Annotated in this window: 23 protein-coding genes; 8 read left to right on the top strand and 15 right to left on the bottom strand. The window is 37.4% G+C overall.

Going from position 1 to position 26,220, the window contains the following annotated elements:
• The first annotated feature begins 1 nt into the window (after position 1).
• Positions 2-1,000: a glycosyltransferase family 2 protein gene (locus tag BQ4443_RS01580; RefSeq protein WP_071057840.1), complete on the top strand. Its 999-nt coding sequence runs from the start codon at positions 2-4 to the stop codon at positions 998-1,000.
• Positions 1,001-1,008: 8 nt separating this feature from the next.
• Here the strand turns inward: BQ4443_RS01580 and wbaP are convergent, their stop codons facing one another.
• From wbaP to BQ4443_RS01560, 5 genes are all read right to left on the bottom strand, one after another.
• Positions 1,009-2,418 carry an undecaprenyl-phosphate galactose phosphotransferase WbaP gene (gene wbaP / locus BQ4443_RS01575; RefSeq protein WP_143000524.1) on the bottom strand — a complete coding sequence of 470 codons (1,410 nt, stop codon included), beginning with the start codon at positions 2,416-2,418 and terminating at the stop codon, positions 1,009-1,011.
• A gap of 127 nt (positions 2,419-2,545) precedes the next feature.
• Positions 2,546-3,544, bottom strand: coding sequence for a UDP-N-acetylglucosamine 4,6-dehydratase (inverting) (gene pseB / locus BQ4443_RS01570; RefSeq protein ID WP_071057838.1), 999 nt, complete (start codon positions 3,542-3,544; stop codon positions 2,546-2,548).
• A gap of 103 nt (positions 3,545-3,647) precedes the next feature.
• Complete coding sequence (locus BQ4443_RS12090) at positions 3,648-3,812, bottom strand: SAF domain-containing protein (RefSeq protein ID WP_176752440.1); 165 nt, start codon at positions 3,810-3,812, stop codon at positions 3,648-3,650.
• A gap of 273 nt (positions 3,813-4,085) precedes the next feature.
• The gene (gene pseC, locus BQ4443_RS01565) at positions 4,086-5,246 is read right to left on the bottom strand and encodes a UDP-4-amino-4,6-dideoxy-N-acetyl-beta-L-altrosamine transaminase (protein ID WP_071057837.1); all 1,161 of its coding nucleotides are present in this window, start codon (positions 5,244-5,246) and stop codon (positions 4,086-4,088) included.
• An 11-nt stretch (positions 5,247-5,257) separates the two neighbouring features.
• Entirely contained in the window at positions 5,258-6,499 is a 1,242-nt protein-coding gene (locus BQ4443_RS01560) for a lipopolysaccharide biosynthesis protein (protein ID WP_071057836.1), read from the bottom strand.
• Between the two features lie 105 nt (positions 6,500-6,604).
• On the opposite strand from BQ4443_RS01560, the gene galE reads away from it, so the two are divergent.
• Positions 6,605-7,615, top strand: a complete 1,011-nt coding sequence (gene galE, locus BQ4443_RS01555; RefSeq protein ID WP_071057835.1) for a UDP-glucose 4-epimerase GalE — start codon at positions 6,605-6,607, stop codon at positions 7,613-7,615.
• 84 nt (positions 7,616-7,699) lie between these two features.
• Here galE and BQ4443_RS01550 read toward each other — a convergent pair whose 3' ends face one another.
• The 7 genes from BQ4443_RS01550 to BQ4443_RS01515 form a co-directional block, all read right to left on the bottom strand.
• Positions 7,700-8,974, bottom strand: coding sequence for an O-antigen ligase family protein (locus BQ4443_RS01550; RefSeq protein ID WP_083331820.1), 1,275 nt, complete (start codon positions 8,972-8,974; stop codon positions 7,700-7,702).
• A gap of 537 nt (positions 8,975-9,511) precedes the next feature.
• The gene (locus BQ4443_RS01545; RefSeq protein ID WP_143000518.1) at positions 9,512-9,748 is read right to left on the bottom strand and encodes a hypothetical protein; all 237 of its coding nucleotides are present in this window, start codon (positions 9,746-9,748) and stop codon (positions 9,512-9,514) included.
• Between the two features lie 48 nt (positions 9,749-9,796).
• Positions 9,797-10,899, bottom strand: a protein-coding gene (locus tag BQ4443_RS01540) for an IS3 family transposase (RefSeq protein ID WP_143000517.1) whose coding sequence is annotated in 2 segments (ribosomal slippage) — positions 9,797-10,647 and positions 10,647-10,899 — 1,104 coding nt in all. Because the reading frame shifts where the segments join, the coding sequence is not laid out codon by codon here.
• 22 nt (positions 10,900-10,921) lie between these two features.
• A complete protein-coding gene (locus BQ4443_RS01530) occupies positions 10,922-11,248 on the bottom strand; it encodes a hypothetical protein (RefSeq protein WP_071057831.1) in 327 nt (108 codons plus the stop codon).
• Positions 11,249-11,268: 20 nt separating this feature from the next.
• Complete coding sequence (locus BQ4443_RS01525) at positions 11,269-12,255, bottom strand: Fic family protein (protein WP_071057830.1); 987 nt, start codon at positions 12,253-12,255, stop codon at positions 11,269-11,271.
• Positions 12,256-12,321: 66 nt separating this feature from the next.
• A complete protein-coding gene (locus BQ4443_RS01520; protein WP_071057829.1) occupies positions 12,322-12,939 on the bottom strand; it encodes an AlbA family DNA-binding domain-containing protein in 618 nt (205 codons plus the stop codon).
• A gap of 236 nt (positions 12,940-13,175) precedes the next feature.
• The gene (locus BQ4443_RS01515; RefSeq protein ID WP_071057828.1) at positions 13,176-13,661 is read right to left on the bottom strand and encodes a hypothetical protein; all 486 of its coding nucleotides are present in this window, start codon (positions 13,659-13,661) and stop codon (positions 13,176-13,178) included.
• Positions 13,662-13,955: 294 nt separating this feature from the next.
• On the opposite strand from BQ4443_RS01515, the gene BQ4443_RS01510 reads away from it, so the two are divergent.
• Together BQ4443_RS01510 and BQ4443_RS01505 are read left to right on the top strand one after the other, a co-directional pair.
• Positions 13,956-14,990 carry an IS481 family transposase gene (locus BQ4443_RS01510; RefSeq protein WP_071057811.1) on the top strand — a complete coding sequence of 345 codons (1,035 nt, stop codon included), beginning with the start codon at positions 13,956-13,958 and terminating at the stop codon, positions 14,988-14,990.
• Between the two features lie 195 nt (positions 14,991-15,185).
• Positions 15,186-15,698 carry an exonuclease domain-containing protein gene (locus tag BQ4443_RS01505; protein ID WP_083331819.1) on the top strand — a complete coding sequence of 171 codons (513 nt, stop codon included), beginning with the start codon at positions 15,186-15,188 and terminating at the stop codon, positions 15,696-15,698.
• A gap of 126 nt (positions 15,699-15,824) precedes the next feature.
• On the opposite strand, the gene BQ4443_RS01500 is transcribed toward BQ4443_RS01505, so the two are convergent.
• A complete protein-coding gene (locus BQ4443_RS01500; RefSeq protein WP_071057826.1) occupies positions 15,825-17,411 on the bottom strand; it encodes an inorganic phosphate transporter in 1,587 nt (528 codons plus the stop codon).
• Positions 17,412-17,745: 334 nt separating this feature from the next.
• Between BQ4443_RS01500 and pgaB the strand changes: the two genes are divergently transcribed.
• The 4 genes from pgaB (at position 17,746) to BQ4443_RS01480 (ending at position 23,009) form a co-directional block, all read left to right on the top strand.
• Complete coding sequence (pgaB, locus tag BQ4443_RS01495; RefSeq protein WP_083331818.1) at positions 17,746-19,863, top strand: poly-beta-1,6-N-acetyl-D-glucosamine N-deacetylase PgaB; 2,118 nt, start codon at positions 17,746-17,748, stop codon at positions 19,861-19,863.
• Positions 19,864-19,868: 5 nt separating this feature from the next.
• A complete protein-coding gene (gene pgaC, locus BQ4443_RS01490; RefSeq protein WP_071057825.1) occupies positions 19,869-21,158 on the top strand; it encodes a poly-beta-1,6-N-acetyl-D-glucosamine synthase in 1,290 nt (429 codons plus the stop codon).
• An 8-nt stretch (positions 21,159-21,166) separates the two neighbouring features.
• Entirely contained in the window at positions 21,167-21,646 is a 480-nt protein-coding gene (gene pgaD / locus BQ4443_RS01485; protein ID WP_023949803.1) for a poly-beta-1,6-N-acetyl-D-glucosamine biosynthesis protein PgaD, read from the top strand.
• A gap of 169 nt (positions 21,647-21,815) precedes the next feature.
• A complete protein-coding gene (locus BQ4443_RS01480; protein WP_023949801.1) occupies positions 21,816-23,009 on the top strand; it encodes a sugar transporter in 1,194 nt (397 codons plus the stop codon).
• A gap of 1 nt (position 23,010) precedes the next feature.
• On the opposite strand, the gene BQ4443_RS01475 is transcribed toward BQ4443_RS01480, so the two are convergent.
• Complete coding sequence (locus BQ4443_RS01475; protein WP_071057824.1) at positions 23,011-24,726, bottom strand: DUF262 domain-containing protein; 1,716 nt, start codon at positions 24,724-24,726, stop codon at positions 23,011-23,013.
• A gap of 65 nt (positions 24,727-24,791) precedes the next feature.
• On the bottom strand, positions 24,792-26,186 hold the full coding sequence (gene yegQ / locus BQ4443_RS01470) for a prephenate-dependent tRNA uridine(34) hydroxylase TrhP (RefSeq protein WP_023949797.1): 1,395 nt from the start codon (positions 26,184-26,186) through the stop codon (positions 24,792-24,794).
• Positions 26,187-26,220 lie beyond the last annotated feature (34 nt).

The following is a 26,220-nucleotide window of genomic DNA, read 5'->3' as shown; positions in this document are numbered from 1 at the left end:
TATGACTAGATACTCCATCATCGTCCCGGTATATAACGTCGAAAACTACCTTATAGAATGCTTAGAGTCCATTAACTCTGCAATTAGCACAAAAGATTGCTGTGAATGCATTATTATCAATGACGGTTCAACTGATAACTCAAAGTTTTTAGCGGAACAATTCTGCCAAAAGCATAAGAACTTTAAATTGTACAACCAACCCAATAAAGGGTTGTCTGAAGCTCGCAATTACGGTCTGTCCTTATCACAAGGGGAGTATATTATTTTTGTCGACTCTGATGATGTTATCAATCCAATACTTATCGAAAGTCTCAATCAGATACTGACTACCAGGAAAGCTGATTTAATTTACATACCTTTCATAAAGTTCCATCTAGACGAGACTTACAAGAATCTTTTTGTAAATCACCCTACAAATTCATCAGCCCATTCTTTTAAATTGATAAATAAAAGAACCTTAGCGAAAGAACCCAACTTTGCTTGGGCAAGAATTGCCAAAAGGGAACTATACTCAAACAATCAATTCCCTCCCAATGTCATTTATGAAGATTTAGTTACTAGCCCAGTCTTAACGCAACAAGCCCAAACCATTGCACACATTACAACACCAATGTATGGTTACAGAAAGCGTAAACACTCAATTACTTCAGGATCGGCAGAAAAACAGTTTAAACTTTTCGAAGCAGTGGAAATTCTTCAACATCGACAGGAACAAGGGTTAGTAGATAAGAAACTAGTCAATAGCGCACTAGTCAACCTCATTCAATCTTGCTTAGTAAGTCTAGTAAGAATTCCAAAACAAAAGAGAGCTACATATAGAAAAATTATCCTCCAGCAATACCAAAAACTCAATAACTCTGAAATATTAGGTAGCCACTCGTACTGGAAATTTAAGATATTGTCTGTTCTTGCCAGATACCCAATTTCATTATTAATATTAGAAAAACTATTATCTCCAATAGTAGCTATTAATGATAAAAAATATGGCTTTGCTAACTAGGGCTCTGACTAATAAGCTCCATCTCTCTTTAAAACTACATTTACTGTTTTAAAGAGAATGGCTACATCATTCCATAAAGACCAATTTTTAACATACCACGCATCAAAATAGACTCGCGTTTCATAGTCTACGTCATTGCGACCACTCACCTGCCATAACCCCGTCATACCTGGCTTTGCCATAAGATAATATTCTTTATGCTCACCATATCGCTCCACCTCCTCCTGAATCACAGGACGAGGACCAACTAAACTCATCTCACCCTTAATAACATTAAGGAGCTGAGGCAACTCATCTAAACTACTTTTTCTCAGAAAATACCCAACTTTTGTGATACGGGGGTCATTTTTTAATTTAAAATCTTTCTCCCACTCAGCCCTAGCCTCTATATTGGTCGCTAAAAGCTCGTCTAAAACCTCTTTAGAGTTAGTCACCATAGAACGAAATTTCAAACATTTAAATGGCTGACCATCACGTCCAATTCTAGTATGCCCATAAATAGCCGGTCCACCATCTTTTTTTACCATCAAACTTAGAGCAATAAATACTGGAGAGATTAATAATAAAATACTTGATGCCACAAGCAAATCAAAAGACCGCTTAATAAACCTTGCACTCTTTTTAGTTAGGTTATTATTGATACGTAGAAGCAATATCTCATGCTTAAAAATAAATGACATATCAGTACTATTTAATGGCAGCCCTCTAGTCGTAGGAACAACCGACACAGCTCGACACATCCTCATAGCTAGAATTTTTAACCAATGCGCACGAATTTTACCTTGACCGTCTTCTAATGCAATAATATATTGAGTATGACGACGACTAGTTTCTGCCCATAAACAATCTTCATCAAATAAAATAGGGATACCTTCTATAGCATTCTGTGATACATCTGTCGTATCTACAGCGAAAAAATACTGTACATCAAATCCCAACGATTCTTCACTCCGAAGAGCATACAAAGTTTCCAGAGCATTAGCACCTGTACCAATAATTACACATTGTTTATTCCATATTTTTAATTTACGAAGAATATTTTTAGTAGAGAATCTCAGAACAGGCAATAATACAGCTACACTCGTCCACGTTACAAACCATACATAACGAGACATTCCCCATTTAGATAATGCAATAATGACCAAATCAATAACAGCAAAAATTAAAACTGTACGTAATATTTCTTTCAATTCAAACCAAAAAGGTTTCCTATACGTATAATGCCTTAATCGCACCCAAAACCAAGCCACACATACAACAGAGAGAAACATATGAGCATAAATTCTAGTATGCTGCTCATTTTTAGGAATATAGTTATCAATATTTCCAAGACATAACGTAACAAAAAGCAATGCACAAACAGCCCCCAAATTGAAAGCAAAAAAGTCACTGATAGCCAAAACCACCTGAGAAATCATAGAGTTTCTTTTTTGTGCTTTTTTATTGAATCGTGAGGCATCGCCCATTATTACACCATATATCTGAAATGAATAAAGCAAACAACCTTCCTAAAAAGCTCTTTGCTCACTTTTGAAAAAGAATAAATTAAATATTACCAATCTTATTCTTATTTGCTTCTACCCAAGCTTGTAAATCCTCTGACGACATCCATTCTGTATTATTATCACTGGAATAAACAAATCCCTCTGGTACTTTCTTACCATCTTTAATACGCTCTGGACTATTTGCCCAGTCATTGATTACAGGTAAAATTTTAAAATGTTCTGGATATTCAAAAGTATAATAAGAATCCTCCGCACTAATCATTTGCTCATGTAACTTTTCTCCGGGACGAATACCAATCACCTCTTGTTTACATTCCGGTGCAATAGTACTAGCTAAATCCGTCACTTTCATCGATGGGATTTTCTTAACATAAATCTCACCACCACACATATCTTCAAATGCATGCCACACTAACTCGACACCCTGCTCTAAGGAAATCATAAAGCGAGTCATACGATCATCAGTGATAGGTAAAACACCCTTCTCTCGAATAGACATAAAGAAAGGAATTACCGATCCTCGCGACCCCATCACATTACCATAACGCACAACAGCAAATTTTGTCCCATGTTCCCCAGAATATGCATTACCAGCTACAAATAACTTATCCGAAGTCAATTTTGTAGCGCCATACAAATTAATTGGACTGCTTGCTTTATCCGTAGATAGCGCAACAACTCGCTTCACCCCCTTGTCAATACAAGCATCAATTAAATTCATTGCTCCATGCACATTAGTTTTTACACACTCAAAAGGATTATATTCCGCTGTAGGAACAATTTTAGTTGCCGCAGCATGTACTACATAGTCAACACCATCTAACGCTCGCATTAAGCGTTCTTTATCACGAACATCCCCGATAAAAAAACGAATACGTGGATCATTCTGATACTTCTTTGCCATATCCCATTGCTTCATCTCATCACGAGAAAAAATAATAATCTTTTTCGGGTTATATTTTTCCAATGTCATAGGAACAAAAGTATTGCCAAAAGAACCAGTACCCCCGGTCACTAAAATCGTTTTATTTGTTAACATAATTTTCTCTTTCTCTAAAATCTAGAAACTTCCATATTATACGACTATTTATATCACTCTCTAATTAACGGCAACATTCATTACGTTTCTTAATATTTAACTTCTATAATTCCACATTATCCAGAGTAACTGGTGTCGCATATTCAACATTCTGTGTGACTTTTTTACCTAGTACTTGTTCATAAAACTTTGGTGCTAAGCCAAAGTTCAAGCGAACACTACAGATACCGACTGCATCTATTATATCACCTGCTTTCAGTGGCCTCACAAAATGCAATGAGCAATGAAACTGAGCATTTCCTTATTTGCTAGTTTTACGTCCATAATTTACCTAATCGAACGATCTCAATGCTATCTTACTTAATTGAGACAGTTCAACCAAATCCTAAAATCCCAAAAAAACAGTCATTCAAATCGTCACCATCACGATACGAGGTAAAATTTTTTAAATAATCATCGCTCCAAGAGTTGAAATCCACTCACACAATACATAGAATCACTAAATATTCACCCCATACATGCAGGAATAATAACAATAGCATTATTCATATAGTGCCTTTCTTAGTGCCTCTACAACAGTATCCTGTTGTTCAAATGATAAAGTATGAAACATAGGCAGACTAATAGCTTCTGTATAATATTTTTCCGCCTCAGGAAAACTTCCTTCTTTAAAACCTAATGTCTGATAATAGGGTTGTGTATGCACAGGGATGTAGTGTAAATTTACGCCCACACCTAATTCTCTCAATCTTTCAAAAACTTGTTTATGCGTTCTTTTAATTTTATCTAGAGACAGGCGAATAACATATAAATGCAATCCCGAATAACTATCAGGATGTTGCCACGGTACAATCACCGGCAAATCGGCTAATAGACTATCATAACGCTCTGCTAAAAGATGACGCCTAGAAATAAACTCATCTAATCGATGCATTTGACTAACACCTAACGCTGCCTGTAATTCCGTCATACGATAATTAAAACCCAAATCAATTTGCTGATAATACCAAGAGCCATCAGGCTGTTTTGTCATTAATTGTGGGTTTCTAGTAATCCCATGGCTTCTTAACAAGTCCATTTTTTGTGCTAAATTTGCACAATTTGTTAAAGCCATACCGCCTTCAGCAGTAGTAATAATTTTTACAGGATGAAAACTAAAGACTGTAATATCGCTATACTGACAAGCGCCAACTGGCACTCCTTGATATGTACCACCTATCGCATGCGACGCATCCTCAATCACTTTAAATCCATACTCTTGCGCTAAAGCATGAATTTTATCCATCTCACAAACTTGCCCACATAAGTGAACTGCAACTACAATCTTAGGTAAAGTATTTGTTTCCTTGGCCTTTTTTAATTTCTCACGCAAAGCCAAAGGATTAATATTATAAGTTTTAGGATCAATATCTACAAAATCAACTTGCGCTCCACAATACAATGCGCAATTAGAGGAAGCCACAAAAGTAATTGGCGTAGTCCACAAATAATCACCTTCTCCCAGTCCTAATGCTAAACATGCAATATGCAAAGCAGATGTTGCACTATTTACTGCTAATGCATATCTAGCACCTGTGTAGCTAGCTACTGCATACTCAAACTTGGGTACCATAGGACCTTGAGTCAGAAAGTCCGACTGGAGCACTTGAATAACGGCATCAATATCAGCCTGAGAAATATCTTGACGACCATAAGGAATCATCTGAACCGCTCCTAAGATAAATCCGGTAAAGAATTTTTGTCTTGTAAACGAAGTAATATCATACTCTTAAACAACAAAACAAGAAAGAAAACAATTATTAAGCTTATTGGAACTGCTAATAGTGCATCATAATTCTGTAATGCCAGAACAGCCACGATAAAAATTAATAAACCGCCAATATTACTATATACTAAAATCCCATCATAACCCTTTGAATATAAGGCATAATGAGGAATCATCCCTAAAGCAAAAACTACCGTAGATGCTAATAACCACCAAAAAACATACTGGTTCTCCACATAAATCGGTTTATTAAGCAAGTTTAATAAAATGGGTAAGGCCACATAACTTCCTATTGCAAAACCAATACAAAATAATACTGTCAGCTTGAGCATTTTCATTAATTCTTTGTGAAAACCTTCTTCATCATGATTATTATATGCACGCATCATTGCAGGGTAAGCGTATACGAATACACCAGCATCCAGAAATGCTAAGAGTGCATTGCTCATTCCAATGAATAAAACATAAACACCCAGTAAGTCTAAACCTATCGAGTGTTCAATCCAATAGCGATCTAAAGTATAAATACCCCTCAAGGCCAATGTCCCAACTAAAAACGGCAAAGCCACCCGCACTCCTTGCCATATCCATACCCAATTGATACTCTTACTCCAACCTCCTAGCCCCATCCTCGACAACCACAGTAAACCACAACATACTGCTATCAAACCAGACAGCATCCACAGAAATAAAACGAGCTCCATATGTCTAGACTCAGGTAAAATAACCATTACTGCAATCACAATAAAACACCATGCCCCAGATCGAAGAAATAACAACCAGCTAGCTTTATACTGTTGCGTGGCTGCAATTAATAATCGACTAATTTCTTGATTAAGATGCTCCAAAACCAAAATTATCCAGAACCACATAAATACAGACCAAGGCAGAATTTCTCTTACAAATAGAAATAAACTTAATGGTAAAAAAAGAGTATATGTAACAACATACAATACTGCCTGACTTTTTAAAAACTCACCCCAAACATTTATTGGCCTTTTTAACAAGTCCCTAGTACTAAATGTATAGAAGTCCAAGCCTACAAAATATAAACCATATGCAATAGTCGCAACCAACAAACCATATAAACCCACTTCTGACGGGGAAAGCAAACGTGCTAAGAAAAAAATTAAACAAAACTTTCCAAGTAAGGTTAATAAGCGCAGAAAAACATTAATTATTTTAGACATATGAGAAGAAAAATATAATCATCATTGTCATTGTAACATTAAACGAAAAAGCCAAAAAAAGCGTAAAATGACTTTTATCCGTAAATATTTTTGACTTTTAAAATTATGAACATTCTCGTTACTGGCGGAGCTGGCTATATCGGTTCTCATACTGTTGTTGAATTACTTAATCAGCATCATTCTGTATTTGTATTAGATAACTTCTGTAATAGTTCTCCTAAAGCACTTGCAACGGTAGAGGCTATTACACAACAAAAAACCACACTAATCCGAGGTGATATTCGTGATAGAAACTGTTTAAATCAGATTTTTACGCAACATAAAATTGATGCAGTAATCCACTTTGCAGGATTGAAAGCCGTTGGAGAAAGCGTACAAAAACCTCTTGAATACTATGACAATAATGTCTCAGGCACCATTACCCTTTTAGAAGCCATGAAAGCAGCCAACGTTCGTCGCATTGTATTTAGTTCGTCAGCAACAGTATATGGCACACCTGCTATAGTACCTATTCCAGAGACATGCCCTACATCTCGTCCTACTAGCCCTTATGGCACATCGAAACTGATGGTAGAGCAGATTTTAGAGGATTTAGCCAACTCTGATTCCTCATGGTCTATCGGAATTCTACGATACTTTAACCCAATTGGTGCACACCCTAGTGGTCTCATTGGAGAAAATCCAAATGGCATTCCTAATAATTTAATGCCTTATGTAACACAGGTAGCAATTGGCAAACTTCCACAACTCTCCATTTTTGGCAATGACTATGATACCAAAGATGGAACAGGGGTTAGAGATTATATTCATGTCGTAGATTTAGCTAATGGGCATCTCAAAGCACTAGACTTTTTAAATACAAATCATGGTTACCACATTTGGAATTTAGGTACTGGTCACGGTTACTCTGTATTAGACATTGTGAATACTTTTCAACAAATCAACAATGTCAAGATACCCTATAAAATTGTTGCTCGACGTCCCGGTGATATTGCTGCATACTGGTCTAATCCAACTAAAGCTATTACAGAGTTAAAATGGAAAGCTCAATACACATTAGAAGACATGGTGAAGCATAGCTGGAAATGGCAACAACTCAATCCTGATGGTTTTTAATGAAAGGGACTTTCCATTTTTTATTTATGAACTGACTTTCGCCATTTAGGTATGTTCCATAACAATAGTCAGTTCATCAAAAGGTCATGACGTAAGTGAAAGGTTATCTGAAGTCTGAGATTGTTTTTCACTCTGAACAAGCCCGCCCCAAAATACTGACATATAAACAATAAAATAACTAATTGTCTGACTGTGCTCTAAAAAAACATCTGTTAAACCGAAGCTAAACCAACCCATAATAACCAAACAACCTAAGGTAGCATAATACCTGACAGCTATATCTGGATGATTGAGTCTTTTAGAGTAATTCGCAAAATAAAAAATATAAAACCCTAAAATCACCCATAACGCAGCAAAAACACCTCTTTTACTAGCTTCATTTAAAATTTCATTATGTGGATGTCTATGTAAAATCGTTGATTTAGCCTGCTTCTCTTGCACAAACTGTTTCATCCTATCACGATACCCATCTACCCCCCAACCAACATAGGGTTTCTCTTGTATGACCTGTGTGACTAATCGCCACATCTCCAACCTCGCACCAACAGATGTGCGGGAAGATGATTGATTAGGTCCGTACTTTTCCACTTCAGTAATTGCTTGTGAAATACGCTTCTGAATCCCTGTCAGCGGTGTAAAATACAAACCAGCCATAACAACACTACAAGCTAATGCCATCAATGTAATATCTCTAATGATTCTTTTTGAATGCTTGAAGAGCAAAAATAATATAAATGGAATGGCGAATATGGGTAACACCCATCCTCCTCTAGTTTCAGATAAAACAGAAGATATCACACCTCCAACTATCCCCAAACATAGAAGTAATTTTAGTAATAACTGTTGATTTGACCGAAAATTCTGCGGAATAAACAAAAAACTCGCTAGACAAAAAAATGCAGTCAATATCCCAATATTTCCAAAACGAATATAATAAACACCCGCTCTGGCAAAATTCAACTCATACACTTGATATACAGCTAAAACACTCATAGCTATTCCGCCTATTGCAATGCAAACCATAATAAATAGTCGGTTAATTTTGATATAAGTCATTGCGTAAACGATAGGTACAGCTAAAAAGAACCGTAATGGTGGTTCATAATCTCTCGCATCATGCCATCCAAATAGATTCACTATTGTCACAGTACAGGCATATAACAAAAAAACTACAGCTATCGGATGTCCTTTCTTAAAATCTATGTCTTGTCTATATCGAACGATAATATAAATACTGATTAGTAATAGTGAGACAGTAGTAACACTATAACTAGTTTTAAAAATCATCCCGAAGACGAAGAAGATAAATATACTTAAATGGACAAAATTAGAGGCAGTAAAAAGCTCTTTTATTCGCATGAGACTCAACTTAACAAGTATTGGATGTTGTTATTTCTAAAACACTCTAGAATAATAGGCAACAACACACCTATTCTAAAATTACGCTTATTATAGCAATTAGCCTCACTGTTAGTGTGACAAAGAAACAACTAAATTTTTGTCGTCTATTTTTAATCCTACTTTTATAACGTTCATTGAATTAGAAATTTAAAACAAGCTATAGTTCAGAAAGAATTGCATGTCTTATATCCTTATGATTGATGTTTAAAGACAAAACAATCTATTTCCGATGTGTCTTAACTTAAGGGGAGGAATAAAAGTCATAAAATCACCCTTTCATTACTTTGGTGACAAAACTAGCTTAATTAACATACAGGTTAAACTTGACATTTCATTTAGAAAATGTTGGAAAAATTACATCAGCGGATATTGAGCTAAAACCATTACCCACCCTTATTTGTCAGCATGGTATCGGTAAAGTTTAATGCCAATCATAAGCCTCTGAAAGATACACACTGTAAGATACAAAATCTTATATATTCAATATTAATCATATTAAGACAAATCTAACACAAATACATCAATCATATTTTTTAATTCATTTGGTATTGTAGATTCAACTTCTCCCTTTAACTGCATCGCCGTAGTAACTCGATAGCTTCCATCTGCTTTTTTATTTGATCGCCCTGCGATTAACCCATCTTGACCAAACCACAAAACCAAGTAGATACCTTGTGAATGGGCATCAGGATGAGCAGAATACTTTCCAACTAACTGTTTTCCTATAGCCACATACAAATCAGAATTCCACTTGTAGTCCCCCCATTTTTAGTAGCAATTTTAGGTAGAAACAGTATTAAAAAATCGTTCTAACTTTTGTTGTGGGGTAATGCCACCAATGCCCATATGCGGGCGTTCATTATTGTAAGTCCAGAGCCAACGCGTGGCTTCCTGCTGCACCTCTTCCAAATCGTCGTAGAGATGTTGCCCCAGCCAATCATAACGAACGGTTCGATTATACCTCTCCACATACGCATTTTGTTGTGGCTTACCGGGCTGGATATGTAAAAGCGTTATTTGCTTCTCCTTCGCCCAACACACCATGTGATTGCTAATGAGTTCAGGCCCGTTATCCATGCGTATGCAAGCAGGCTGTCCTCGCCACTCCATTACCTGATCCAGAGCGCGTGTAACGCGCTCAGAGGGTAGAGAGTAGTCCACCTCGATAGTTAAGCCTTCACGGTTAAAATCATCCACCACGGTCAGCAAACGAATGGTGCGCCCGTTAGAGAGTGTATCGTGCATAAAGTCAATCGACCAGACTTGGTTAATGCCTGTGGCTGTTCCTAAAGTGTCCGGACGATCTCGTTTTATGCGACGGCGCGGCTTGATGCGCAGGTTGAGTTGCAACTCCCGATAGATGCGATAGACTCGCTTGTGATTCCATTTGAAACCCTTAACGTTGCGAAGATAGAGAAAGCAAAGACCAAAGCCCCACGTCTTCTGCTCAGCAGCTAGTTTTAACAGCCAATCGGCGATGAGCTCATTCTCCTCACGCCCTTTGGCTTGGTAATAGTAGCAACTTTGACTGATGCCGAAGGCTTGGCAAGCTAAGCGGATGCTGACACCACGATACTGGACAGCCTTTTGCGTCATCTCTTTACGCCGAGATGGCGCTACCACTTTTTTTCCATCGCCTCCTTGATGATTTCTGCCTTCAGGCGTTCTTCGGCATACATCTTCTTGAGGCGTTTATTCTCCGCCTCAAGCTCCTTAAGACGGGCAATCATGGAGGTGTCCATGCCACCATATTTGGCACGCCATTTATAGAAGGTGGCGCTGCTCATGCCGTGCTCACGACAAAGCGCAGGCAGCGGCGTACCGGCCTCTGCCTGCTTAAGAATCGCTAAAATTTGACTATCGGTATATCTTGATTTACGCATTGAATTTCCTTTATAGAAAATTCTACCTTAAATCACTACGGTTCTGAGGGGAGATTACCCACTGTCCTTTTACTTCAATTGGTAATATAAGACGTTTCTGGGATCCCAACAGCGTAAGCGTAATATCACTTCTACTCTGATCTTGATATCGCTGCTCAACTGTAATATCAATATTTTTATCCCTAAATAGCAATCTTAACCTACTCGCAATACGAGAAGTTGCTGAATTCTCATGTACATGTTCACCGTTCTCATAAAATTTTGACTTTAGAAGTGTATCTTGATGAGTTCTTTCTGATTCACGATTCTGAATAATTACATAACGAGGTATATATACTTCTTTATTCATTTAATCAACTCCCAACTTTTTTACCTCATCACTTTTCTATATCGCTGCTTAGAACTCGTTGGCTTATCCGGTATTGTCATTTCAATTAAACCTAACTCTATAAGTGGTTTTAAATATTGGCGACGGAATTTAGTTCTATTACTTCTATTTACTATTTGCATCAACTCTTGAATAGAATAATCACCGTCTAAGATTTGCAATAACTCTTGTAAATGAGAAGGGATGGATGAGTTGACCGATGCATCACCGACAGAATACCTCGTTTGACCCCTATCATCAATATGTGGACTATCTACTGGATCCCAACTTTCCCCCGACTTGGTCCCATCTTGGTCACCTCTTAGTCCCCTCTTGGTCCCCTCTTGGTCCCCTCTTGGTCCCCTCTTAGTCCCCTCTTGCTCCCATCTTGGTCCCAATTGGGGAGCTACTGACTCTACCTTATTAGAAAAACCATTGTTATTTAATAAGCTTAATACCGTATATTGAGGAGGTTCTAATTTTTCCTCTAATACTGGCATATCCCAATGTGCTAAATTACAACCTTTTAGAATTTTAGGAACACCTGATCCTGCCCTCTCACCTAAGCCTATCAAGAGAAACATCTGATGTAGTAATGCATTACGGCAATCATGTACACCACCAGCAAAAAACTCATCTCTCGTAATACGTAAAATACCTGGATTTCTAAATCGAAATGAATCGCTGAACTTTTCAATTAATACAGGCGTATTCTCTGCATAATTGGCATGCACTAAGGTATTAATTAAAGCCTCTCTCAACACTTCATGGACAACTGTTTCATCCATCCGTTGATCACCTTGCAATAAAAAAGGCACTTTAATATCTGCCACTATACGTTTATACACTAAGCGATAAAAATCAAATAAATTACCTGACCATGTTCCATCTGGAACTATACGCTCATCCCACCTATTCTCTGATGGTTCTCGGTAATCTAAAAAATAACCTGGGAAGCGTTCAGTAATTGATTCAAATTTACCAAACATTAATAAGCCAGCGACCGTCAATCCTTCTTGCCCCGTATTTCTATCTTTTTTCCATGCCCCAATTTTTTAAAAAAAAGCAAATATATCCAAGTCCAAAAAAGGATGATCTGGTTTGTATGCTGATAAGCGATTGCGATATGCAGTTAATGAATCTTTATCAATATCTTCCTCAAATGAAAAATAGAGCGGTAAAATTTCCTTATCTAAACTATCATTTAATTGTTCTGAAAGCATCCTCTTAATTTGTTCATCACTACATAACCTGTCACCATTAAATACTCGGATATAGGTATGTCCTAAAGGATTCTTAGTTAAATGAACCGGTTTTTCTTTACGAGAAGCTTGTCTCACTCTAATCACTAATACTTGCTGCTTATCAATCTCATGTATCACTACATCATCAGGAGATAATAAATTCACACTAATAAATTCCCGATTATTTAATAAGTTAAATAAATCTGTTTTAAGTTTTTCTATATCTTGAATACCATCAATAGAAAATTGCCCCTTACTCTCTTTAACACCCAAAACAATCCATCCGCCGTATGCATTAGCCATAGCAGAATAGCTTATCCAAAATTCCCTAGGCAACTCACCTTTTCCTGATTTGCCTTTAGCTTGTTTAAACTCTATCTCATCATTTTCGCCTTGCTGGAGGCTTTTAAATAATTGTTCAATATTCATATCATTACGAAGAATTGCTTGTATCTAAGTAAAATTATACTAGGCTATCGTGATCTTTCTTAACTACAATACTCCTCTTATCAGGAGTTCATTTGGCCTCCTTACTGCGTAGATTATATTTGTAAGGTTGGATAATCATTAGCACTGTAACCAACTTCCCCTAAGGCATATTTAAATAAAAAATAAATATTCTTAGATGAACGAAATATGATGCGATGGAAACAAAACACTATTAATTACTTATAAAAAGAGAGTAATTCTTTTTGTAAACAATTCAGTAAAAAGGAAATATAACCATAGTCCCATTTCTTATTACTAATAGTTACCAAGGTCTTTGTTATGTGCAATCTGAAATAGGTTCTTTCTAAAAGGTCACTTATTGTTTTGTCACTCTTTATCCACTCTAAGTATTTTTCATCCTTGCAAAAATAGTCTTTTTGACATTTAAGGTCACCTGAAATAACTAAATTTAAAGGAAGAAGACTGTTATTAAGTGCATCAAACGCTTCTGTTTTTAAGCAATTCACCAAAGGAGCAATTTCTGTTTTATCTTCTGATTGATCAGCAGTGATTTCTTTTAACACTTCTTTATTAAATCGTGTTTCTCGTAAAAGCATAGCAACATAAGCTACTTGCATATTTTTTAACTCTTTGGATTTCAAAAATTTTTCGACGCCACCTTTAATAAATATTTTGACTGGCTCCATCAACAAATCTAGCATAACTCCCCCTTATTTCAAATCATTACATCTACTTTTTAAAATAATAGATGAGTAGATAATACATTTCAATCTCTATCTTAAACTAACCAATAAAGTGTTAAATCCTTTTGACTAATAAATACCTTATTCATTTACCTAGCCTTCAATCTTCTCTACTGTTCATTGTATGAATCAATTTGTAATGGCATTAAAGTGTAGAAGTTCAGACCAAATCTGACAAATGAGTTGCAAAAAAGAGAGTTTCCCGTTTGAATAAGAGGTGCGAATCTTTTAAACAAACAAAAGGAAACTCTCATGTTACATACTACCAATAATGTGATTAAACATAAAGCAGGACTGCTTAATTTAGCAGAGCAATTAAAAAATGTGTCGCAAGCATGCAAAATTATGGGCGTATCGAGGGATACATTTTATCGCTATAAAGAATTGGTTGAAGAAGGCGGTATAGAGGCACTCATTGATCGTAATAGACGGGTGCCTAACCTTAAAAATAGAGTGGACGAAGCCACTGAGTTAGCGGTGATAGAGATGGCGATTCATTATCCTGCCTATGGTCAACTAAGAATTAGCAATGAGTTGCGTAAACAGGGAATATTTGTATCACCTAGTGGTGTTCGTTCCGTTTGGTTGCGGCACAACTTGGAGAACTTTACCAAACGTCTAAACGCCTTAGAGGCGAAAGTACAGCAAGAAGGAATTATTCTGAATGAGCAACAAATACAAGCTCTTGAACGCAAGAAAGATGAAGAGCAAGCCATGGGTGAGATTGAAACCGCGCATCCTGGCTATTTGGGTTCACAAGATACCTTTTATGTGGGGCATTTAAAAGGGGTAGGACGTATTTATCAGCAAACATATGTCGATACTTACAGTAAAGTAGCGCATTGTAAGCTATACACCTCTAAAACCCCTATTACTTCTGCAGACTTACTTAATGATCGTGTATTACCTTTTTATGCAGAGCATGATTTACCTGTATTACGCATTCTGACAGATAGAGGAACAGAGTTCTGCGGTAAGGTAGAGCATCATGATTATGAGCTTTATCTAGTTATTAATGAAATTGAGCATACAAAGACTAAGGCTCGATCACCTCAAACCAATGGTATTTGCGAGCGCTTCCATAAGACCATTTTGCAGGAGTTTTATCAAGTAACGTTCCGCAAAAAACTCTATGCTGATTTAGATAGTTTGCAAAAAGACCTAGACGAATGGCTTGATTTCTATAATAATGAACGAACTCATCAAGGAAAGATGTGCTGTGGGCGAACACCCATAGAAACATTGATTGATGGTAAACAGATTTGGAACAGCAAAAAGCTGAGCTAAATCTAATCTGACAGACACCGCTTGTCAAACGGGGAACTGTCAGATGAAGTCTGAACTTCTACACATTAAGACTATTTAAGTAATATTCACAAAAGGACTTCTATTCCTTTTCTCTCATACTAATATTCACCCTCACCCCCCTAAATCAGCGTAAAATACTCACATCTTCTTAACAACCATCTCCCTTATCACCCAATGACTCATTTTGTCTCCATTGATGTTGAACTGGCCAATAACAACCTCACCTCTCTTTGTCAGGTGGGTATTGCGATTTTTGAAGAGGGCAATATTATTGACACATGGGAGACATTGGTCAATCCTGAAGAGTTATTTTCTCCTTTTAATATCAAGATTCATGGCATTACGGCACGGCAAACGTATAAAGCCCCCAAGAAATCTGAGTTATCTGAACGTTTAACCCACTATTTAGCGGGGCAGCAAGTAGTCTCTTATGGTTTATTGGATAAACAGGTCATGCGACGTAATTATCCTGATCTTGAAGTCGCTCATTGGTATGATGTCACCACGATTGTGCGCAAGGTGTGGCCTCAATTTTCGAAAGGTGGCTATAGCTTAAATAAAATGGCGGAATTTTTAGGTCTGGAGCAAGAAAAGCATCATAATGCTCTAGAGGATGCCATTATTTGTGGCGAAATTCTCTGCGAAGCTCTTTATGAAGCCGATACGTCATTAACGGTATGGAAATAGAATCTATACTCGCTTGGGCTTGATAATAGAAAAAAGAGCCAGCAGTAGGTAGCCTTGTACTTTCATTAACCTATCAATTAGGCATTATTCATAGTGTAGCAAGGCTCTCTGTCATACCCATGCTAATTAAAATACTGATCTTAATCCTAGGAATACAAGCACCGCAATAATAGCAGCCGATGGCAAGGTCACTACCCATGCTGTCGCAATGGGTTTCATCAATTGCCAATTGGCATTCTTATTCACCATACCAATACCCAGCACGGCACCTACTAAGATATGCGTACTAGATACTGGTAGGCCCAATAAAGACGCCAACATCACCACGGTAGCGGCTGTTAGTTCTGCGGTAAAGCCTGACGCTGGGTGCATCGCGGCTAGGTTTGTTCCTACTGTTTGAATTACTTCTTTACCGATAAACCATAGCCCCACAATCAATGCGATACCAAAAGTAATCATGACAACAGGTGGAATGGCAGCACTAGAAGATATTTCCCCTGTACGGATCACATCCATGATGGCGGCAAAAGGACCAATAGCATTAGCAATATCATTAGCACCATGACTGAATGCAAATCCTGCAGCGGTAAATACTTGCATCCAGCTAAAGATAATAAAAGTCGATTTAGCTAAGTCTTTGTGTTTGAGCGTTCTCGCATAAATATAGGTTGCCATCCACACCAAAGCACCCACCATACCAACAATTAAGAAATTATGTAATACTGTGAGGCCTAATTGAAGATTATTTAATCCCTTAAACAATAGCATGGCAGCAATCATCATAATACCAAGGCTAGAAATTAATGGTACCCAGTGTTGCAATGCCTTGTAAGCATCGAGTGAAACGCGACGCTTCTCTAGAGCATACAACCCTTTATAGTATTCAGACTCTAATTCTATTTCCTCTTCTAAATTATCTCTTTCACTATAGGTTTGTGCATCTCTAGCCATTGCCGAAGCGACCACTACTTGCTCATGAGCTGATAAATTTTCAAATTTAATACGGTGATTTTCTTTATGCTGTTTTTTCTCTCGTTTTAAATCTTTGAGTTGTAAATCAACCTTATCGTTGTAATCTAATACATAAGTTTTGATTTGCTTAAAAAGAATAAATGACATAATGCCACCTAAGGCTGGTGACAATACCCAAGAAATGGCAATTTCGCCAATTTTGTTCCATTTCACTATGGACAAACTAGAATAACCATCTGTCAATAAAAAACCTAATGCCAATGAGCTTCCTACAATCCCACCAATAATAGAGTGAGTCGTAGAAACTGGCCAACCTTTTTTAGTCGCAAACAACAACCACAATGCCGCCGCGAGTAAAGCAGACATCATGATAAAAATAAAGTCCATTGGCTGGACTTGTAATGCTTGTAAATCAACAATTCCCGAACGAATAGTTTTAGTAACCTCACCACCCGCAATAACAGCACCTGATACTTCGAATACAGCGGCGACACCTAAGGCCTGAGGAACCGTTAATGTACCAGCACCAACACTCGTTCCAAAAGAGTTAGCAACGTCATTGCCACCAATATTGAATGCCATAAATACGCCAAACAATGTCGCTAAAACAAACAGCGTAGGATGGTTGCCATTGGTATAACCTAAACCCCAGAATAAAAAATAAGCCACCATACCAATTAAGGCGGCAGCAAAAGCAAAACTAACAATGGGGGGTGTTTGTGTGGCTGTAGTCGTTTTCATAAATGAGGTCTTATTGAAACAAGATGTCATATATTTTACTGTATTTATCGCCTTAGCGTTGAAAAATCATTTCGTTTTTAGAGGCTTATTCACTACAAGTTGAATTTTGTTTCTCAATCAATGCGTTTTTCATAATCACCATAAAAATAATCAGAAAAAATATCCCTATTTCCTCGAGCTAAATCCTACGTATTAAAATCTCATTTCAACGTACTACAAATACAACAAATCTCAAAAAATAAAATATCACTTTTTTATGTCTTCATATAAAATCTCATTGCTAAAATCTGAGTAATTTTTATACACAATCCACACTCCTTTTTCAGGGATTTTTATGCTCAAAAATGCACTAAAAGTGTCTTGCATTTATGCTGTTATCAGCACTAGCCTTTTGATAAATTCCGTATTTGCCACCACTATTGATGACGCTAACATAGCTAACACTGCTAACACAGCATCAGATCAAGCTGTTTATGTGAATGATGACAATTTATTAGAGTTTGACGAAACTCTTAGTAATGTTTGTACTCCCGACCAGAGCCCCAATGAAGTCACTATCCTGAGTTATCATGAAATAACATCAGAAGATAAAGCAATTGATACCACCTATGCGGTTTCCCCTGAAAATTTTGCTGCTCAGATGCAATGGTTACATGACAATGGCTATCATTTTGTGAGTATTGATGACGTCATTGCTTATAAAATGCATCATACCCCCCTACCAACTAAAGCCGTCATGATTACCTTTGATGACGGTTATCGTTCTGTCTATGATAATGCTTGGCCAGTCCTAAAAAAATTCCATATTCCCTTTGTGGATGCCTTGGTAGGTTCATGGTTAAAAGTGGAATCTGGCTTAGTGAAAAACTTTGATAAAGGTCATACGGACAGAAATTTCTTTCTCTCACAAACTCAGTTAAAAGAAATGCTTGAAAGTGGTTTGCTTACTTTAGGTAGTCATACTTTTGCGATGCATGACGGTATCCAAGGTAATCCGCAAGGTAATTTGCAACCAGCCGTCACTACACGGCAATATAGCAATGGTCACTATGAAAGTGAAATTAATTACAAAAAACGAATCACTGCTGACCTTAAAGAAAATAATGATTTCTTAAAGTCATACACGGGTCATGTGCCTAAAGTCGTGGTATGGCCTTATGGACGCTATAATATCGAATCTCGCACAATTGCCGCTGAATTAGGTATGCCTGCTGGCTTAACTTTGGATGACGGTAGTAATACGGTTCATACTCCTTTATGGGGGCTTCGCCGAGTATTAGTCGAAAAAGATTTCACCATTGAAGGATTAAAAGACGAAATTAATTTTCGGAATGCTAATTCTAATAGTGAGGATCGTGTTGTTAGAGCAGCTCATATTGACTTAGACTATATTTATGACCCCAACCCTGAGCAAGAAGAAACAAATCTGAGTGCTCTTTTGGATCGTTTACAAGGGTTGGGCGTAAATACTGTTTATTTACAAGCCTTTGCGGATGCAGATGCGAACGGTGCGGCAGATGCTGTTTATTTCCCTAACCCTTATATTCCCATGAAACAGGATTTATTTAATCGGGTTGCTTGGCAAATTCAAACACGTACACCTGTAAGTAAGGTATATGCATGGATGCCATTAATTGCATGGGAATTACCTAAAAATAACCCTATTTCCAAGAATAAAGTTGTTGCTATAGGTAAAGATGGCCAGCATTTAAATATGGGTTATCCACGCTTAAGTCCTTTTTCTCCTGAAGTACGTGAGTTAATTACCAAGGTTTATCAAAGTTTAGGACGATATAGCTCTATTAATGGTGTGCTTTTCCATGATGATATAACACTTTCTGACTTTGAGGATGATAGCCCATGGGCAAGAGCACAATACAAAAAATGGGGCTTACCTAGTACTGTTGCTGGTATTCGAGCAGACAAAAAAAGTTTTGCCCGGTGGACAAATTTGAAAATTGATTATCTTGATCGTTTTGCTAACCATTTAGCTAAAAAACTAGCCACTGAGCAACCGGGATTAAAAACAGCACGTAATTTATATGCACAAGTAGCCCTTAACCCTAATGCGCCTGAATGGTATGCACAGTCCCTATCAAAATCTATTCGTCATTATGACTTTACCGCCATTATGGCTATGCCGTATATGGAACAGGCAAAAGATCATAAACAGTTTTATAAAGATATTGTCGATCGAGTTAAAGCCGAAAAATGTGGTGTTGAAAAAACAGTGATGGAATTACAAACTGTTGATTGGCGAAAGGATAGTCAACCATTACCAACGGAAGAATTTACTCAAACTATCCGTGATTTATATGACATGGGAATTAATCATATTGCCTATTATCCAGATAATGTCTTTATTAATAACCCAAATCAAAAAGCGACCTTTGATGTCTTTGCTGAAAGACCATATCGTATAAGTCAAACACCTAAAAACAAGAAGGGGTAGTCACCATGCTTTTTAATTCTCATGTTTTACAAATTGTTTGGCATTATCTGCTTGGTTTTATTTTTTTCTATCCCCTCTTTATGTCCTTTTTATGGATGTTTGGTGCCATATTTTTTTATTTTAGAAATGAGTATCGTTCCTTAAAGCAAGATCTTCCCCAAAATCTACCAGACAATTTACCGGGGGTGAGTATTCTAATACCCTGCTATAACGAGGGGCTTAATGTTCAAGAGACAATTACTCACGCACTAGCACTTAACTACCCTACTTTTGAGGTCATTGCCGTTAATGATGGAAGTAAAGATAATACGCTTGCAATCTTACTCAGTATGATGCCTGACAACCCCAAATTAAAAGTAGTCAATCTCGCTGCCAATCAAGGTAAAGCAATGGCATTACAAGCAGGTAGTCTAGTGGCTCAATATGAATTTTTGATCGCTATCGATGGCGATGCGTTGATTGATAAAAATTGTGCCTACTGGATGGTACGTCATTTCATAGAAGCGTCAAATGTGGCCGCAGTGACAGGTAATCCTCGCATTCGCAATCGCACTACCTTACTTGGCAAAATTCAAGTCGGTGAGTTTTCATCAATCATTGGGATTATCAAACGTGCACAACGTACTTTGGGGCGACTATTCACTGTATCAGGCGTTATCACTGCCTTTCGTAAATCTGCCGTCCATCAAGTGAAGTATTGGAGTCCTGATATGTTAACCGAGGACATTGATATCACTTGGAAACTACAACGTGCTGGATGGGATGTCCGTTTTGAGCCTCGTGCCTTAGTCTGGATTCTTATGCCAGAAACACTCAAAGGTCTATGGAAACAACGTTTACGCTGGGCAATGGGTGGCATTCAAGTCATGTTCAAAAACATTTTTGTCCTACTACACCCTCGTCAAAGTTTTATGTGGCCGCTAATGGTTGAATTAGTGCTAAGTTTAATCTGGACGTATGCTATGGTTCTTGTAGGCGTTCTTTATCTCTTTACGACATTTACAAATACTGAATTAGACTTACTATTTACAAATGCCCCTATTCTTCCTAACCAAACTAGCGTGATTTTAATTAGCACCTGTTTACTCCAATTTGCCGTCAGTAAATGGATAGACTCACACTATGATCAAGGTTTAGGCAAAAATTATTTCTGGATGATTTGGTATCCTATTGTTTATTGGATGATTAGTCTAAGTACAACTTTTTGGGCATTTCCCAAAGTATTATTTGGCAAAAAAGTAAGGGCTCGCTGGGTTAGTCCAGATCGTGGTGCACATCAAACCATTAACCACTAGAGATTATCATGAAAGAACATAACTCTTCTCTACAGACTCCTGAAAAAAACAATGCATTAATTATTAATCAGCGTAAGTCCTTACCTTATAAAAAACGTTTGTATTCTGATATATTGACCATTTTGCTCTGGTGTTTTTGGTTATATTTGTGGAAACCTTTTTTCCTTATTCTATGGAAAATTTTTAAGGTAGATCAAGATGAGGATAAGTTGATTAATAGTATCCTCAATCAAGTTGATTCGCTGACATTTACCCATGCCTTAGAGATGCTAATAGGTACTTCTTTATTGTTAATTATTATTAATAAAATCAGTCGCCGTCAACGTGATTACCATAAGACTGTCTATAAACTAGAAGATTATGCTAACTATTTTGACCTTAAGACAGACAACTTAAACAATGCACAACATGCTCAGACTATCACGATCTATCATGATGATTCAGGTAAAATTATCAATCTTGAGATTGGAACACCAGTACAGAAATAGGTGACTATCCATGTGAAACATCGTTAGCAATGCATATACAAGCCTAGTTCCTAGGATTACTTTTAACTCTCCTTAAACAAATTTGCGTTAAACTTCTATTCATTCAATTTAATTAAGTTTATTATTTATAAGTGATTCTCTCTTATCACACCTTTATTTACGTCATCCAATGATTTCCCCTGTTAATCCATCATCCCCAAACAATCAGTCTTGGTTTGTAGTGGCTTTATTTGCCTTTGCGGCTTTTATTTTTAATACCACTGAATTTGTACCGATTGGTTTATTGCCCAGTATTGCTCAATCACTCAATGTCCCTGAGTCACAAACAGGGCTACTAATGACTATCTATGCATGGTCTGTGACTATTCTCTCTATTCCACTCACACTAGCCGTAGGTACGGTAGAGCGCAAAAAATTACTAATTAGTTTATTCATTATTTTTATCATTGCCCATATTTTCTCAGCTGTAGCATGGTCATATAATATTCTGACTCTGAGTCGTCTCCTCATTGCATGTGCTCATGCCATTTTCTGGTCAATCAGTATTCCCCTTGCTATGCGACTTGCGCCAGAAGGTAATCGTGCTAAAGCATTAGCATTTATTGTGACAGGATCTTCACTAGCCACCATTTTAGGTGTTCCTCTTGGCACTGCTATTGGGCAACATTTTGGTTGGCGTATCACGTTCTATAGCATTGCAAGTATCGCTGTTCTGGTAATGTTACTACTTATCAAATATCTCCCTAAAGCCCCTAGCCAAAATGCAGGCGATTTAAAGTCTCTCCCTAAACTTTTAAAACGAGCTACATTAATGCAAGCCTTTTTGCTTACTGCATTAACCATTACGGGATATTTTGCTGCTTACACTTATATCACCCCCTATCTGCGAGAAGTGGGTAGATTTGATGAGCAATTTGTCATCATTATCTTATTTACGATGGGTGTGGCAGGTATTTTTGGCAGTATTTTATTTACAAAACTCATTCGTAAGACAGCTATTCATACCTATACAATGGGTGCTGGACTTCTCTTAATATGCTTACTTTGTTTAGAATATGCACAAAGTCATGCATGGACAATGCTACTCGTGGCCCTTGGTTGGGGTATTGCCATCACGCTGATTGCCATGAGCCTACAGACAAAAGTGCTTGAAGTGGCAGCTGATGCTGCCGATTTAGCTACCGCCATCTACTCTGGTACATTTAATATCGGTATTGGTGGTGGGGCTTTTGTAGGTAGTTTGGTATTAGACCATCTCGGTGTTTTACATACGGCTCATGTCGGTGCTGTTTTTGTCTTTACTGCTCTCGTCTTTTTCTTAATGGTGACAAGGCATATATGGGTATTGAAGAACAACAATTAATCTACGCTAATTGATCAACTCGCCAAATAGATACTGCTTGTTTAGCTAACCATGTCTGCCAAGCAGCCATCTTCTCTGGTGACCAGCTCTCGTTTTCTTGTGCAAATTGACGAGTTAATCCTATAGAACTATGTAAATACTTCTCTCGTTTATTGATGTAGCTATCGTCGCCCAACAGCGTATTCACTGAAGCAGGCAATAACAATAAATTACCAAGACGATAAATCATCTCTGTTACTTGCTGATGATTAAAACCCTCCCAATCATCAAAAGCATTCTGTGGCAACACATGTTCAATCGTCAAGTTATCACTCATATAATCCAAATCACTACCTGATATATGTCGTTCAATACCACATAAGATAAATTTCACAATTTTTCTACTACGAGAATCCGTTGTTTTTATAGATTTTTCAGAAAAATCATTCTTAAACCGCTTATCATCAATATAGATTTTCTTTAAAAAACTCCATACCTGATTAATGGAATCAATTGACCCTGAACTTAACCTCCCTGCGATATCATTATAGACCCTATCTTGCTCATTTGGACTATAAGCACCAATTGTATTGTAGCGTAGTGAAATAATCACAATAGCATTAAATAACTGTGTAAAACTCTTATCATTAAATTTATTTCTTGCCACCAATAGTAAGGAGAATGGCTGCCGAACACGCAACATTTTTAGGATAGTTGCTGACTCTTTATCTTCGGTACTCCAAGAAGATAGCTCAGGAGAGGTTAATGCTAAATAATTATCCAAATCATCTTCCATACCTTTTAGTAAAGAGAACACATCTCTTCTATCTTTAATAAAACTTCGAATAGTTTTAAATAAATCTTGATGCCTCACAAACTTGTAACGGCTATTCCAATGAATCTTTAAAAAATCAGAAAAATTATCTGACTGTAATCGATTAACAATACCCTCCCATCTTGCCTCTAAAGCATCTATCTCATGAGGATGCTCAGTGGGTTTATCTAATACAGAAAACAAATAGTTTTTTAATAAATCTGTCGAGGATAGCCTTACTCCTCGAGCATTCAAGGTTTCAAACACTTTATAAGCATTTAATTCATCAGCCACCGTAATCACCGTAAAGAACAAACGATCACTAATATCCTCTACAAGTTGAGCAAGTGTCTGGCCAACATCTACATCAGAAAAGCCTTTAATATAGTTAGATACTTGTCTATCAAACCATTCAAAAGCCCTACGTAACAAATGTTCAGAGGCTCGAAAACCGCGCCTAGGCAACTCTCTTAACGGAACTAAATAAGTCTGAAAATAGTCATTATTATTTCTATTAAGTGTGAGTTTAGGACGAGCAACAAGAGTAACTGGATCTAAGTAACCAATATAGGTTTGACTTATTTGAGTTAATCGTTGACTATTTGCCCCCGCATGGATTCCTTCATCAACTAGTCTTTGTATATTTTTAAGAATAGCTAATACAACAATACTCAAGGTTGTTAATCGTTGCTGACCATCAATAACATCGAAAACCTTATCATCATTAGACTGCAAAACTAAATAACCCATGTAATGAGCATTTTCTTGCTTATTAACAACAGCTAATATATCCTCCCATAAATCCTCCCACTGTTCTGATTCCCAACTATAGTCACGTTGAAATCTAGGAATTCGATAGACTAGACCATTTCCTATTAATTTTCGAAACGTATTATTTTCCGTTTTAAAATTTGTACTTGTCATTTTAAGTACCTCATAAATTGGATATATTGATTGAAATTAAACCGTGGGAGACCTTAAACTCTCAATTATTTACCCGCAATCAGCTCTTCGACTTTCGCTTTAGCCTGATCATCAAGGATACGCGCCAATATTGCTTTTTCCTTACCTTGCATATGAGGGATACGCACTTGAATACCATTACCCGGTGCAACATCTATGGGTAAATCATCCTTGATAATCTGCTCAACTCTAATAAGCTCATTGCCTTGGGGATGAATAACCTCTAATGTATCGCCAACAGCAAAACGGTTTTTGACCTCTACTGTCGCCCATCCGTCTGCATCGACATCAGTCACAATACCTGCAAACTGACTTTGCTTAGAGATCGAGTAACCGTGTAAGTAGTTTTGATATTCTTGGGTTTGATGACGCTCTAAAAAGCCTGGTGTATAGCCACGATTTGCTAAGCCATCAAGATCAGCCAATAATTCAGGGTTAAACGAACGCCCTGCTACGGCATCATCAATCGCTTTACGATAAGCTTGTGCAACACGTGCAACATAATAAATGGATTTAGTACGCCCTTCAACCTTGAGTGAATCTACACCAATTTTGACTAATCGCTCTACTTGTTCAATAGCACGTAAGTCTTTTGAGTTCATGATATAAGTACCATGCTCATCTTCCATAATCGGCATATACTGACCTGGGCGATTGCCTTCCTCTAATAGATAAACTTGATCCGCTAAAGGATGACGCTCTGCACCACCACAAGCAGCAAAGCTAGCGTTTGCTTCTTCTTGCATCTTATTAAAATCAAATCCACCTAATAGTTGTGCATCACCAGCGTCACTCTCTTGGCTTGGGTGAACTTTGTAATCCCAGCGACAGGAATTAGTACATGTTCCTTGGTTAGGATCTCGTTGATTAAAATAACCTGATAATAAACAACGTCCAGAATAGGCAATACATAATGCCCCATGAACAAAGACCTCGAGCTCCATATCAGGACATTCTTGACGAATTTCTTCAACTTCATCAAGAGATAATTCGCGCGATAGAATAATTCTCTCAACGCCCATTTTTTGCCAAAATTGAACCCCCCAATAGTTGGTCGTATTGGCTTGTACCGACAAATGAATTACCGCCTCTGGCCAACGCTCTTTCGTCTTCATAATTAAGCCTGGATCTGCCATGATAAGTGCATCAGGCTTCATTTCCATAATAGGCACTAAATCATCAAGATAGGTTTTGAGCTTAGAATTGTGCGGGAGAATATTACTCGCCACAAAGAATTTTTTTCCTCGTGCATGTGCTTCATCAATCGCTTGTTTCATTTTGTCAAAGCGAACGAATTCATTATTTCTTGCACGCAAAGAATAACGGGGCTGACCTGCATAAACAGCATCCGCGCCAAAATCAAAAGCGGCTCGCATACGATCCAAGCCACCTGCTGGTAATAGTAATTCTGGAGATTTCATATATAAATATCTATAAGCAAGTCAATCGAAGGGA

The sequence above is a fragment of the Pelistega sp. MC2 genome (assembly GCF_900099475.1).
Classification (GTDB): domain Bacteria; phylum Pseudomonadota; class Gammaproteobacteria; order Burkholderiales; family Burkholderiaceae_B; genus Taylorella; species Taylorella indica.
Note: the sequence above shows the minus strand (reverse complement) of the source record. Positions and strands in the feature narration are given on the sequence as shown.